Below are 13131 nucleotides of genomic sequence, written 5' to 3' on the forward strand. Positions count from 1 at the left end.
CGTGTTCATGGGAGACTATAAGTTCAGATATGCGGCATCGGCCGGATTGGTCCAGATCAGTCCGGGGTTCGGCCGTGTGAGTGTCAACAGTAAGGACCCTGCGTGTCTCCCATGGCCCGCACCGCACCGGTGCCCGCCGCGACAGATCCGGCCATCATCCGGAACTTCTGCATCATCGCCCACATCGACCATGGTAAATCCACCTTGGCCGACCGCATGCTGCAGTACACCGGCGTCGTTAAATCCCGCGACATGAAGGCCCAATATCTGGACCGCATGGATATCGAACGCGAACGTGGCATCACCATCAAGTCCCAGGCTGTCCGCATGCCCTGGGAACTTGACGGCACCAGCTACGCCTTGAACATGATCGATACCCCTGGCCACGTTGACTTCACCTATGAGGTTTCCCGTTCCCTCGCGGCCTGTGAAGGTGCAGTCCTCCTGGTGGACGCGGCGCAGGGCATCGAGGCGCAGACCCTGGCCAACCTCTACCTGGCGATGGAAAACAACCTCACCATCATTCCGGTGCTCAACAAGATCGACCTTCCGGCCGCCCAGCCCGAAAAGTACGCGGCGGAACTCGCCAACCTGATCGGCGGCGACCCCGAGGACGTGCTGCGCGTGTCCGGCAAGACCGGCGCCGGCGTGGAGGCCCTCCTGGACAAGATCGTCCGCGATTTGCCGGCGCCTGTTGGCGACCCCAACGCCCCGGCGCGCGCCATGATTTTCGATTCCGTGTATGACACATACCGCGGCGTGGTCACCTATGTCCGCGTGGTGGACGGCATGCTGCACCCGCGCGAGCGGATCCAGATGATGTCCACCCGGGCCACCCACGAACTGCTCGAAATCGGCGTCAGCTCGCCGGAACCCACTCCGTCCAAGGGACTGGGCGTCGGCGAGGTCGGCTACCTGATCACCGGTGTGAAGGACGTCCGCCAGTCGAAGGTGGGCGACACCGTGACCAACCTGGCCAAGCCCGCTGCGCAATCCCTGGCCGGCTATGCCGATGCCAAACCCATGGTCTTCTCGGGCCTGTATCCCCTAGATGGCACGGACTATCCGGTGCTTCGTGACGCGTTGGAAAAACTGATGCTCAATGACGCCGCACTCGTCTATGAACCGGAGACCTCGGCGGCGCTCGGCTTCGGTTTCCGCGTGGGCTTCCTGGGCCTGCTGCACCTCGAAATCACCCGTGAACGCCTTGAGCGCGAGTACAACCTCGACCTCATCTCCACTGCTCCCAACGTTGAGTATGAGGTCACGCTGGAGGACAAGCGTGTCCTTCACGTCACCAACCCCAGCGAATACCCCACGGGCAAGATCTCGGAGGTCCGTGAGCCGATGGTGTCCGCCACCATCCTGGCGCCGAATGAGTTCGTGGGCGCCATCATGGAGCTCTGCCAGAGCCGCCGCGGCGTCATGGGCGGCATGGACTACCTCTCCGAAGACCGGGTGGAAATCCGGTACCGCCTTCCGCTTGCCGAAATTGTCTTCGACTTCTTCGACATCCTTAAGTCCAAGACCCGTGGCTACGGTTCGTTGGACTGGAAGGCCGACGGCGAGCAGGTTGCCGACTTGGTCAAGGTGGACATCATGCTCCAGGGTGAGCAGGTTGACGCTTTCAGTGCCATCACCCACCGCGACAAGGCCTACGCCTACGGCGTCATGATGACAGGCAAGCTGCGCGAGCTCATTCCCCGCCAGCAGTTCGAGGTGCCTATCCAGGCCGCCATCGGCTCGCGGATCATTGCCCGTGAGAGCATCCGCGCCATCCGCAAGGACGTCCTTGCAAAGTGCTACGGCGGTGACATCACCCGTAAGCGCAAGCTTCTCGAAAAGCAGAAGGAAGGCAAGAAGCGCATGAAGATGGTGGGCCGCGTGGAGGTTCCACAGGAAGCGTTCATCGCAGCCCTTACCACCGACGAATCCAAGGACAAGGCCAAGAAGTAATGGGGCTGTTCGCCCAAAACACTGGGGGACGGGCACACGGGGGATCGTGTGCCTAGTGTCCTTCCCCTCGGAGATCCGGCACCTGCGGACGGCCTCCTGCCGCCGCAGGTGCTTGACGGTGTCGATTCACGCAAGTTTGGACTGTACGTCCATATACCTTTCTGTGCCGTGCGCTGCGGATACTGCGACTTCAACACCTATACCGCCACCGAGCTTGGGGGCGGCGCATCCCAGGACGCCTACGCATCTACTGCGATTTCGGAAGTAGAGTTCGCCGTCAAGGCCATGGGCGCCTCCGGACTGCCGCATCGGGCCTTGAGCACCGTGTTCTTCGGCGGAGGCACGCCGACCCTGCTGCCTGCTGAAGACCTGGCGCGCATCCTGACGGCCGCCGTCGGGCATTGGGGTCTGGAAACCGGCGCCGAAGTCACCACTGAAGCCAACCCGGACTCGGTGACTCCCGAGTCGCTCCAGCTGCTGGCCGACGCCGGCTTCACGCGGGTCTCCTTCGGCATGCAGTCAGCAGTCCCGCACGTCCTCAAGGTTTTGGACCGTACGCACACACCCAGCAGGGTCCCCTTGGTGGTCCAATGGGCCCGCGACGCCGGCCTAGCCGTGAGCCTCGACCTGATTTACGGCACTCCAGGCGAGTCGATGGCCGATTGGCAGACTTCCCTTGAGACTGCCCTGTCCTACGACCCGGACCACATCAGCGCCTACGCATTGATCGTGGAAGAAGGCACCAAGCTGGCCGCCCAGATCCGGCGCGGAGAAGTTCCCGGAATCGACGACGACGACCACGCCGCCAAATACGAAATCGCCGATCAGCTGATCAGCGCCGCCGGGCTCGACTGGTACGAGGTCAGCAACTGGTCCCGCACACCCGAACAGGCGTGCAAACACAACCTTGCCTACTGGCGGGGCGATGACTGGTGGGGCATCGGACCCGGCGCGCATTCCCACATGGGCGGCGTCCGCTGGTGGAACGTCAAACACCCCACGGCTTACGCAAACAGGCTCGGACAAGGCGTCTCTCCTGCCGCTGGGCGCGAAACCCTCGACGCCGGGACCCGGGAGGTGGAACGCATCATGCTGGAGGCGCGCCTCGGCACGGGGCTCCAGGTAGACGCCCTCGACAAGGTGGGCCGCCATGCCGTGGCGGGCCTCATTGCCGACGGCCTGGTGGAGCCTGCGGCGGCCTTCCAGGGGCGGCTGGTATTGACGCTCAAGGGACGGCTACTGGCTGACGCCGTGGTGCGCCGCATCCTCCCGGAGTAGCCCGCTGGCGCGAACACTGGCGTCGCAGGCACGGGCGCGAACACTCGGGGGCCGGGGAACAGCCGCTATTTGATCCAGCGCAGGTTGAAGCGGTAGCGGTGCGGCTGTCCGTGGTTGACGCGGATGCCGGCAGACACGGAGAAGCACGTCACAGCAACCCAGATTGCCGTGGCCAGGACTGCGAACATGTTTCCAACCACAGGGAGCAAGACCAGAATGTTGGCGAGCACTGCGGCAATCGTTGGAGGCAAAGTGAAGTTCAGCGCCTCCTTGGATTCCTGCGCCGTGAAGGGGCCACGTTCGCGGAAAATCAAGTAGATCAGAAGTGAGGGGACACAGCCAAGGATCCCGCCGAAGTGCGCCAGGGTTGCCCACTGCCGGTCTTCCGAGGCGGTCAAGGGCAGCGCGTTGGCAGGAACGCCGTGGTACTGGGACTGGCCCGAGGCGCCGTCCCGATCGTCAGGAGCGTTGTCTGCCACAGTTTCTTCCTTCGAGTATCTATCGGTGCAGTGTTGCTGTCCCAGAATACTTGCTTAGCGCGCGATCAGCGGACCAACTCCCGGACCCAAAGTCCCGGAAACTGCACCGAGGCCGCTGCTGAAGCGAGCCGAAAGCTGCAAGGAATCGTCAGGGTACGGTCAGGAAATCGATCACTTCCTCCACCCGTCCCAGCAGGGAGGCCTCCAAATCCGCGTAGCTGTGGACGGCTCCGAGAAGCTTCTGCCAGCCTAGCCCGACGTCCTCGGCTGTCGCGTGCGGCCAGCCGAACGACTTCAGGATGCCGGTCTTCCAATCGGTCCCGCGGGCGATGGTGGGCCATTGCTGGATCCCCAGAACCTTGGGCCGGATGGCCTGCCAGACGTCCACATAAGGGTGTCCCACGATCAGGACGTTTCCTGCCGCACCGGGCACTGTCATGGCATCGGCGGCAATCCGGGACTCCTTCGAATCCGGCACCAGGTGGTCCACCAGGACTCCGAGCCGGCGGCCCGGGCCGGGAGAGAACTCGGCAATCGCCGCCTTGAGATCGTCAACGCCATGCAAGGGTTCGACGACGATTCCCTCCACCCGGAGGTCATCTCCCCAGACCTTCTCCACGAGTTCGGCGTCGTGTTTGCCTTCCACCCAGATCCGGCTTGCCTTGGCGACTTGCGCGCGTTGGCCGGCCACCCGGACGGATCCCGAAGCGGTCCTGCCCGTTTGTCCGGCAACCCCTCCGGCGGCGGCGCGGGGTGCCGGCGGCAGAAGTTTCACCGCTTGTCCGTCGAGCAGGAATCCAAAGCCGAGCCGGAACGACTTGTTCTTTCCCCGGCGATCCTCCAGTACCACAATGTGCATGCCGCCGGCCTTTTCGACCCTGGTCACGGCCCCGACCCAACCGGACTGCACGTCTTCGAGAACCATTCCGCGTTCAACGGGCACCTCGGGCAGTTGCCGCTTGGCAGGCGAGGAGAGGTCTTGCGGGCCCCAATTGTCGTAAGACACGGTCTTCACACCACTTTGCGCTAGGGGATCAATGACGGCCCTGGACATTCCGCCGGACCGCGCGGGAATCATGTTCGCCGCGAGCGGTACCAATGCTAACAACGTGGTGGCTCATACTAGACTTGTTAGCACTTGGGCATGTTGAGTGCTAATTGTTGAATTATCAGGTCGCTGAGTAGTAACTGTTCAGCACTGGCTGTTGAATGGAGGTGGGCAGTGAGCGAACCCCGCAAGCTTGAAGTTTTGCGCGCTATCGTGGAGGACTACGTTCACTCCCGCGAGCCCGTCGGATCCAAGGCCTTGGTCGAGCGGCACCATTTGGGAGTGTCGAGCGCCACCATCCGCAACGACATGGCCCTTTTGGAAGAAGAAGGACTCATCGCCGCACCGCACACCAGTGCCGGCCGGATCCCCACGGACAAGGGCTACCGCTTGTTCGTCGACCGTATTTCCCAGGTCAAACCGCTTTCGGCCGCCGAGCGCCGGGCCATCCATTCCTTGCTTGAGGGACCCGACGACGTCGAGGACATCCTTGAGCGCACCGTTCGGCTCCTGTCCCAACTGACCAACCAAGTCGCCGTCGTGCAGTACCCGCACCTTAGCCGCGCCCGCGTACGGCACATTGAGTTTGTGCTGCTGGCTCCGCGCCAGGTCTTGGTAGTACTTATCGCCGATACCGGCAAAGTGGAACAGGGCGTGGTGCACGCACGGGCCGATGCCACGGACGAAGATGTCATGGCCTTGCGCGCACGTTTCCTTGGGAGCATTGCCGGCTCGCAGCTTGACCTCATGCCGCAGGTCCTTCCGTCCGTGGTTGCCCTCTGCCCGCCGGCGCTTCGAGGCCTCGCCGGTGTCCTCGCCCATGGTCTGGAGAGGCTGGCAGACAGGAGCCGGGACGAACGCATGGTCATGGCAGGCACAGCCAACCTGGCCCGCTCCAATGTGGATTTCCCGCTCAGCATCGGGCCGGTTCTGGAGGCTCTCGAGGAACAGGTGGTCATGTTGCGCCTGCTCTCGGACATGGCCGAAGACCCTCGGGGAGTCACCGTGAGCATCGGCCGCGAGAACCCCTACGACGGTCTTTCCGAAGCCTCGGTGGTCGCCACCGGCTACGGTCCGGGCAGCAGCGCCAAGATCGGCATTCTTGGTCCTACCCGGATGGACTATCCCAACACCATGGCGGCCGTCCGCGCCGTCGCACGCTACCTTTCCCGCATTCTGGGCGGCTGACAGCCCCGGCCAGAAACCGTCTCGCAAGAAACGCAGTACAACAAGGAAGAGATACCGACTTTGAGCAGCCACTATGACGTTCTGGGCGTCTCACCGGAAGCAACCGGCGAGGAGATCAAGAAGGCCTACCGCAAGCTCGCCCGTAAGCTGCATCCTGATGTGAACCCCGGAGAAGGCGCGGCCGAGGAATTCAAGGCCGTGACCCACGCCTACGAGGTCCTCTCCGACCCCCAGAAGCGCCGCGTGTATGACGCCACGGGCAACGAGAATGGCACCGACAACGGGTTCGGTGGAGGTTATGCGGGCCAGGGATTCGCGTTCCAGGACATCTTCGACACCTTCTTCGGTGGAGGTGGCGGTGGCATGCAGGGACCGGCATCACGTATGCGCCGGGGCCAGGACGCACTGATCAGTGTGCGCATCGATTTGCGCGAGGCCGTCTTCGGCGTCAACAAGAAGCTTGAAGTGGATACTGCGGTGGTCTGTCCGACGTGCGAAGGCTCATGCTGCCGGGCCGGCACCCACCCGGAGCGCTGTGACATCTGCGGCGGCTCGGGTCAGGTCCAGCGCGCAGTCCGCTCCATCCTCGGCCAGGTCATGACTTCCGCGCCATGTGGCTCATGTGAAGGTTTCGGATCGATCATCAAGGATCCGTGCAATGAGTGCAGCGGCCAGGGCCGCATCCGCAGCCGCCGTTCGCTGACCGTCAAAGTGCCTGGCGGCGTGGCGACCGGAACGCGCATCCAGCTGTCGTCCCAAGGCGAAGCAGGGCCCGCGGGCGGTCCTTCCGGCGATCTCTACGTGGAGATCCGGGTCAACGCCGATTCCACCTACATACGCGAGGGCGACGACCTTCACGCGACCCTGAGCGTTCCCATGACGGCCGCGGCACTGGGAACCGAGCTGCAACTGGATACGTTTGACGGCCTCCAGGAGATCGACGTCAAGGCCGGCACCCAGTCCGGCGAAGTCATCACCATGCGCGGACTGGGCGTCACCCATCTCCGCGGATACGGCCGGGGGGACCTCAAGGTACACCTGCACGTCGAGACGCCCGGAAAGATCGACGCCGCGCAGGAAGAGTTGCTCCGCCAACTGGCAAAGTTGCGCGGCGAGCAGTTCACCGAGGGCAAGCTCGTAGCGAGCGGCGGCATGTTCGCGAAGCTGCGGGACAAGCTGGGTAACCTGTAGCGGTGAGCAACCCCGTATTTTTCACGGCAACCGGAACGCTTGACGGGCTCGGGCCTGGTGACACGTTCGTGCTGGACGGCGCTGAGGCAAGGCATGCTGTCACCGTCAAGCGTTTGGAAGCCGGTGAAGCGGTCGACATTGCCGACGGCGCCGGAAAGCGGCTCACAGGAACTGTGACCGCGTGCGGACCGGGAAGCCTGGAAGTTCTTGCGTCCGATGTCCTGGAGGAGCGCCGGCCGATAGTGCGCCTCGTTTTGGTCCAGGCCCTCGCCAAGGGCGACCGCGATGAACTCGCCGTCGAGACGGCAACGGAACTCGGGATCGACGCCGTGGTGCCCTGGCAGGCGGAACGTTCCATTGTCCGTTGGAAGGGCGAGCGGGCAGCCAAGGCCCACGCGAAGTGGCAATCGGTGGCCACCGCAGCGGCCAAACAGGCGCGGCGCGCGTGGATCCCTGAAGTGCGTGCCGCCGTCGACGGCTCCGGCTTGGCGGCGGCCGTTGCCGCTGCTGATCTGGCGATCATCCTGCACGAGGACGCAAAGCGCCCGCTGAGGGATGTCTTGGAGAAGTGGCAGGATCAGCTTTCCGGCGGGGATCCCGGAGCAGGGCGCGAAGTGCTGCTCATCGTGGGGCCGGAGGGCGGCATCGCGCCGCGCGAAGTGACCAAGCTGAGCGACGTCGGCGCTGTCACCGCCCTTTTGGGGCACCATGTACTTCGCTCGTCGACGGCGGGCCCTGCCGCCGTCGTACTGGCCAGCGACATTCTGGGGCGCTGGTAGAGCGCCATGTGCGCCGCCCGCCGAGTAGCTCGCAGTGCACGCGACTGATCAGCGGACGCTAAAAGAACGGGTATCCGTGGCGACGTCGGCGTCTCCTGGACCCACCATGGAAACGCGCAACTCGTAGCGCCCGGCTCCGAGGCCCACCGTGAAGTTGAAGGCGCCCTCTTGTCCCGGCACGGTCGAAGCAGTGGTCTGACCGGACAGGTACGATGTCCTCTCGCCGCTTGAGTTCTCGCGGAGGATCTGCCAATGCAGTTTCTTAGAAGAATCGGTACTACGCCCATTGAACTTGACTGGACCGGCAGGCAGCGTCAGGTCCTCCTGCGGGTCAATGATCCAGACGGGTGCCACCATAGTTGCGTCCCGGACCATCGGATCACCTAGCTTGACCTGACCGAACGCCATGTAGTCCGTGTGCCCGTCCACCAGGATGGTCACCTTGATCAGCTGTCCGGAGTCGATCAAGCCTGAGCTCGCCGCAGCAGCGGTGGCGGTGTAGACGAGTTGCTGGACCGCTCGCTGCGCCATTCCGGCGTCGAGGTTGGAATTGAACGCGTCGCGGGAAACGTCGACCGTGACTACGTTCTTGCCGGAAATCGACGTCGCAAGGTTGCTCGGATTTTGCCATGGCGTGAAGAAATCGTGATCCAACGGCTTCTGGGACATCATGATCCGCAGAGCGGTAGTGATGGGGTTCTCGTTGCCTGGGTTGTCGCGAAATTCGCGGTACAGGAAGATCTCCGCGTCGCTTCGTCCGATCCAGTACACCGGAATCTTGTTTGACGCCTGAGTTGTCTCGAGCGGCGCATTGGTGGCGGGTGCCGCCTGCAGGGCAGCGGTCGGGTTGGGGACAGGCGTCGTTGATCCCTGACTCGAACGGTCAGCAACGCAACCCGAAAGAAACAGGGCAGCGGTCAGCGCGGTCACAAGCATGGCGGAACGTCTCCGGATGCGTGTGCCCTCTGGAATGCCGGCTGGCCTGGTAATAGTGGATTCCTGCTCGTGTTCGGCCGCTATGGTGCGGGGGAGTCATGCGCCCGGGGACCGGGTGCAGGGCGTTTTTTGCCCATAAATCAGCTTGTCATAGTCCCCGCGGCGCTTGCTGGCGTTTCCATACTCCGGGGCCAACTGCAATGCGATTGATACGAGGTCGATACGGAGTTGATACCAAAGTGGCCTGAAATCGGCTGCCCGCAGCCCTCCCGAGCATGGTCTGGAACCATCCTCGAGACTGGCTGGCGTAGGATTGGAAGCAATCCGAGGCCCGTGATCCTGCGCCCATCCAGCGAACGGACATCGGAACAAATCGATGGACATAACCAAGCCGGAGGAGCACAGGCCGCAGGGCCAGCACTATGACAGAATCATTGAACGGGCGGCCCCGGGCCGGCAGCGTTGACACAGGCCCGGCCGAGTTCCCACACTCTGTCCCAGGCGCCCGGACCGAAGTTGTCGTCTTCGACAACTCTGATCAGATGGTTCAGACCCTCGGCAGCCATGACGAGGCACTGCGCTACATAGAAGCCCAGTTCCCGGGCGTCGACTTTCATGTGCGTGGCAACGAGCTCTCCTTCAGCGGACCATCCGGCGATGTTCCCCGGATCATGCGGCTCCTGGAGGAAGTCCGAGGTTTGGTCGGCAAAGGGACGGTTATCACCCCGGACGTACTCCAACAGCTCGTTTCCCTGCTGCGCAGCCAGTCACTCCAGAGTCCTGTGGAAGTCCTGACCCACAACATTCTTTCCAGCCGCGGACGCACCATTCGCCCAAAAACCCTGAACCAGAAGAGCTACGTTGACGCCATAGACGACAACACGGTGATCTTCGGCATCGGCCCGGCGGGCACCGGCAAGACGTACCTGGCGATGGCGAAGGCCGTGCAGGCACTTCAGCTCAAGGAAGTAAGCCGCATCATCCTCACGCGGCCCGCCGTCGAGGCAGGGGAGCGCCTCGGATTCCTGCCTGGAACGCTGAGTGACAAGATCGATCCATATCTGCGTCCTTTGTACGACGCTTTGCACGACATGATGGACCCAGAGTCGATCCCGCGCCTCATGGCCGCCGGAACGATTGAAGTAGCGCCGCTTGCGTACATGCGCGGCCGCACGCTCAACGATGCGTTCATCATTCTTGATGAGGCCCAGAACACCACTGCGGAACAGATGAAGATGTTCCTCACGAGGCTTGGTTTCGGTTCCAAGATGGTAGTCACGGGGGACATCACCCAGGTGGATCTACCTTTTGGAGCCACCTCGGGCCTGCGTATCGTCCAGGAAATCCTCAACGGGATCGACGGCGTGAACTTCACGATGTTGGATGCTTCCGACGTCGTCAGGCACCGGCTGGTGGCCGATATTGTGTCCGCCTACAGCATTTGGGACGAAAAGCACCGGGTGCGCGCACAGCACGCAGCCGCGCGTGACAAACGGGGAGAACGCAGATGAGCATCGAGGTCAACAACGAGTCCGGCGTCCAGGTGGACGAGGCACAACTGGTGACGCTTTCGCGTTTCATCTTTGAGCGGCTCTATATCCACCCCCAAGCTGAACTTTCCATCCTGCTCGTGGACGAAGCTGCCATGGAAAAGCTCCACATCGAGCTCATGGACGAGCCCGGCGCAACCGACGTCCTTTCCGTTCCCATGGATGAGCTAACACCGGGAACGCCAGGTAAGCCGACGCCACAGGGCATGCTGGGCGACATCGCCATCTGTCCGCAAGTGGCCGAGGTCCAGGCCGGCAATGCGGGCCATTCAACCCAGGATGAAATGCTCCTGCTTTGCACGCATGGAATCCTCCACCTCCTCGGTTTCGACCACGCTGAGCCGGAAGAGAAGGAAGAAATGTTCGGCCTGCAGCGTGAGCTGCTGTCCGCGTTCCTCGGCAAGGACGCCCCCATGGAGACCATGCAGTGACCTCACTCATCCTGGTCGGCATGGCGTTGGTGTTCCTCAGCTTCGTCGCCCTGCTGACTGCGGCGGAGGCTGCCTTTACCTTCCTGCCGCGGCACGAGGCAGAGCAAGCCATCGTCAAGAGCCGGGGGACCTCCCTTCGTAGCATCCTCGCCCAACCTGTTGCCCACATACGGGCGCTGCGATTCTGGCGGGTCTGGTTCGAGATGGCCGCAGCAGTGGCTGTCGCCGTGGTCATGCACAGTCTCCTCGACAACGTTTGGCTCGCCGGACTGGCCGCGACGGGCATCATGGCCGTCATCGGTTTCGTCTTGGTGGGCGTCTCGCCTCGTCAACTCGGGCGCGCCAACTCAGGCGGCGTGGTGCGCTTCTCGGCCCCCCTCATCAGGTTCCTCTGCTGGATCCTGGGGCCCATTCCCGGCTGGCTCGTAGCGATCGGCAGTGCGGTGGCGCCAGGTGCTCCCAGCGGCGATGAAGCGTTCTTCAGCGAGGAAGAATTCCGTGAGCTCGTCGACAGGGCTACGGAATCGGACATGATCGAGGACAGCGAGGCCGAACTCATCCAGTCGGTCTTCGACTTCGGCGACACCTTGGTCCGCTCTGTGATGGTCCCTCGAACGGACATCGTTAGCATCGAGTCGGGCTCCAGCCTGGAGCAGGCCATGGCCTTGTTCCTGCGCTCCGGCTACTCAAGGATTCCCGTTATCGGCGAGAATGCCGATCAGATCCGCGGGATTCTTTATCTGAAGGACGTCGCTGCCGCATTGCACCGTCCGGAACAGCCTTCGGTACGCCCGGACGTGGACGCGATAGCCCGTGAGGCCCGTTTCGTTCCGGAATCCAAGCCCGTCAGCGACCTCCTCAGCGAGCTTCAGCAAGAGTCCACGCACGTTGCTGTGGTCATTGACGAGTACGGTGGCACGGCGGGACTGGTGACGCTGGAGGACCTCATTGAGGAAATCGTGGGGGAGATTGTGGATGAATACGACTCCAACGATGCGGAGGTCACCGACCTGGGTGACGGCACGTTCCGGGTCAGTTCACGGATGAGCATCGACGACCTCGGCGAACTTTTCGACATTGACCTCGACGACGACGAAGTGGACACCGTGGGCGGCCTCCTGGCCAAGACGTTGGGCAAGGTGCCGATCGTAGGGAGTGCGGTGACGGTGGACGGGATCTCCTTGAAAGCCGATAGGCTTGAAGGCCGGCGAAACCGGGTCAGCCATATCATTGCGGCAGCCATTCCAAAAGAAGACACTGACCTTGAAGACCTTCTCGACGAGGCCGACACAACGCAACAGGGAGTTCCACGTGAGCAAGCACAATAAGAAGTTCGACGCCGATCAGGACTTCGGCGGCTTCCACGCGGGCTTCTCGGTTCTTGTTGGCCGTCCGAATGCCGGCAAGTCGACCCTGACCAACGCTCTGGTTGGCCAGAAGGTAGCCATTACTTCGGCAAAGCCGCAGACCACCCGGCACACGATCCGCGGAATTGTCCACCGGGAAGACGCACAGCTCATCCTCGTGGACACACCGGGTTTGCACCGTCCACGCACCCTTCTTGGCAAGCGCCTCAACGATCTCGTAGCGGACACCCTCTCGGAAGTGGATGCCATTGGGTTTTGCTTGCCGGCGAACGAGAAGATCGGTCCGGGTGACAAGTACATAGCTGCGCAGCTCGCTGCCGTTGGACGCAAACCGATCATCGCACTTGTCACCAAGACCGACCTCGTGGACCGTCAGGCCCTGACCGAACAGCTCCTGGCGGTCGCGGCACTCGGTCGCGAAGTGCTCGGCGAACAAGGTTGGGCGGACATCGTTCCTGTCTCGGCAACCGACGGCTTCCAGGTCAACACCGTTGCCGACGTGCTCATTGGGCACATGCCCGCTTCCCCGCCTCTTTACCCGGACGGTGAACTCACGGATGAACCAGAGGCCGTCATGGTCGCCGAGCTCATTCGCGAAGCCGCATTGGAGGGTGTCCGGGACGAGCTACCACATTCCTTGGCCGTAGTGGTGGAGGAAATCCTGCCCCGCGAAGGCCGCTCCGAAGACAATCCGCTCCTTGACGTGAGGGTCAATCTCTACGTTGAGCGCCCGTCCCAAAAGGCCATCATCATCGGCAAGGGCGGAAGCCGCTTGCGGGAGGTCGGTACCAACGCCCGCAAGGGGATCGAAGCCCTCCTGGGAACCAAGATCTATCTCGACCTGCACGTCAAGGTGGCCAAGGATTGGCAGCGCGATCCGAAGCAACTCGTGAAGCTGGGGTTCTAGCCACTGGGGATTTTCCCAGTT

12 protein-coding genes are annotated in these 13131 nt (G+C 62.7%); 9 read left to right on the forward strand and 3 right to left on the reverse strand.

What is annotated here, in order from left to right; translation table 11 throughout:
• Positions 1-102: 102 nt before the first annotated feature.
• Together lepA and hemW are read left to right on the forward strand one after the other, a co-directional pair.
• Positions 103-1956 (forward strand): translation elongation factor 4, encoded by a 1854-nt coding sequence (lepA, locus tag LFT43_RS10630; protein ID WP_268021626.1) that lies wholly within the window; start codon positions 103-105, stop codon positions 1954-1956.
• 48 nt (positions 1957-2004) lie between these two features.
• Positions 2005-3234, forward strand: coding sequence for a radical SAM family heme chaperone HemW (gene hemW / locus LFT43_RS10635; protein WP_395796584.1), 1230 nt, complete (start codon positions 2005-2007; stop codon positions 3232-3234).
• 65 nt (positions 3235-3299) lie between these two features.
• Here the strand turns inward: hemW and LFT43_RS10640 are convergent, their stop codons facing one another.
• Positions 3300-3713, reverse strand: coding sequence for a DUF4870 domain-containing protein (locus LFT43_RS10640; RefSeq protein WP_395796586.1), 414 nt, complete (start codon positions 3711-3713; stop codon positions 3300-3302).
• Between the two features lie 148 nt (positions 3714-3861).
• The gene (locus tag LFT43_RS10645; RefSeq protein ID WP_395796588.1) at positions 3862-4719 is read right to left on the reverse strand and encodes a DUF3097 domain-containing protein; all 858 of its coding nucleotides are present in this window, start codon (positions 4717-4719) and stop codon (positions 3862-3864) included.
• A gap of 216 nt (positions 4720-4935) precedes the next feature.
• On the opposite strand from LFT43_RS10645, the gene hrcA reads away from it, so the two are divergent.
• From hrcA to LFT43_RS10660, 3 genes are read left to right on the forward strand one after another with little or no spacing between them, the layout of a single operon-like run.
• Positions 4936-5949, forward strand: coding sequence for a heat-inducible transcriptional repressor HrcA (gene hrcA, locus LFT43_RS10650; protein WP_395796590.1), 1014 nt, complete (start codon positions 4936-4938; stop codon positions 5947-5949).
• A gap of 60 nt (positions 5950-6009) precedes the next feature.
• Positions 6010-7140, forward strand: coding sequence for a molecular chaperone DnaJ (gene dnaJ, locus LFT43_RS10655; RefSeq protein ID WP_395796592.1), 1131 nt, complete (start codon positions 6010-6012; stop codon positions 7138-7140).
• 2 nt (positions 7141-7142) lie between these two features.
• Complete coding sequence (locus tag LFT43_RS10660; protein WP_395796594.1) at positions 7143-7919, forward strand: 16S rRNA (uracil(1498)-N(3))-methyltransferase; 777 nt, start codon at positions 7143-7145, stop codon at positions 7917-7919.
• 48 nt (positions 7920-7967) lie between these two features.
• Here LFT43_RS10660 and LFT43_RS10665 read toward each other — a convergent pair whose 3' ends face one another.
• The gene (locus LFT43_RS10665) at positions 7968-8855 is read right to left on the reverse strand and encodes a GerMN domain-containing protein (protein WP_395796596.1); all 888 of its coding nucleotides are present in this window, start codon (positions 8853-8855) and stop codon (positions 7968-7970) included.
• A 422-nt stretch (positions 8856-9277) separates the two neighbouring features.
• On the opposite strand from LFT43_RS10665, the gene LFT43_RS10670 reads away from it, so the two are divergent.
• From LFT43_RS10670 to era, 4 genes are read left to right on the forward strand one after another with little or no spacing between them, the layout of a single operon-like run.
• Positions 9278-10366 carry a PhoH family protein gene (locus LFT43_RS10670; protein ID WP_395796598.1) on the forward strand — a complete coding sequence of 363 codons (1089 nt, stop codon included), beginning with the start codon at positions 9278-9280 and terminating at the stop codon, positions 10364-10366.
• On the forward strand, positions 10363-10836 hold the full coding sequence (gene ybeY, locus LFT43_RS10675; protein ID WP_395796600.1) for an rRNA maturation RNase YbeY: 474 nt from the start codon (positions 10363-10365) through the stop codon (positions 10834-10836). The genes LFT43_RS10670 and ybeY overlap by 4 nt, the downstream gene beginning before the upstream one ends.
• Positions 10833-12164, forward strand: coding sequence for a hemolysin family protein (locus LFT43_RS10680; RefSeq protein ID WP_395796602.1), 1332 nt, complete (start codon positions 10833-10835; stop codon positions 12162-12164). Before ybeY ends, LFT43_RS10680 begins: the two co-directional genes overlap by 4 nt.
• Positions 12148-13110, forward strand: a complete 963-nt coding sequence (era, locus tag LFT43_RS10685; protein WP_395796604.1) for a GTPase Era — start codon at positions 12148-12150, stop codon at positions 13108-13110. The genes LFT43_RS10680 and era overlap by 17 nt, the downstream gene beginning before the upstream one ends.
• Positions 13111-13131: the final 21 nt, after the last annotated feature.

This window comes from Arthrobacter sp. FW306-04-A (assembly GCF_044358315.1).
Lineage (GTDB): Bacteria > Actinomycetota > Actinomycetes > Actinomycetales > Micrococcaceae > Arthrobacter.

Excerpts from the sequence above, each read along its gene's own strand:
- LFT43_RS10665 (WP_395796596.1), bottom strand. The coding sequence starts at position 8,855 with ATGCTTGTGACCGCGCTGACCGCTGCCCTGTTTCTTTCGGGTTGCGTT.
- LFT43_RS10670 (WP_395796598.1), top strand. The coding sequence starts at position 9,278 with ATGACAGAATCATTGAACGGGCGGCCCCGGGCCGGCAGCGTTGACACA.
- ybeY (WP_395796600.1), top strand. The coding sequence starts at position 10,363 with ATGAGCATCGAGGTCAACAACGAGTCCGGCGTCCAGGTGGACGAGGCA.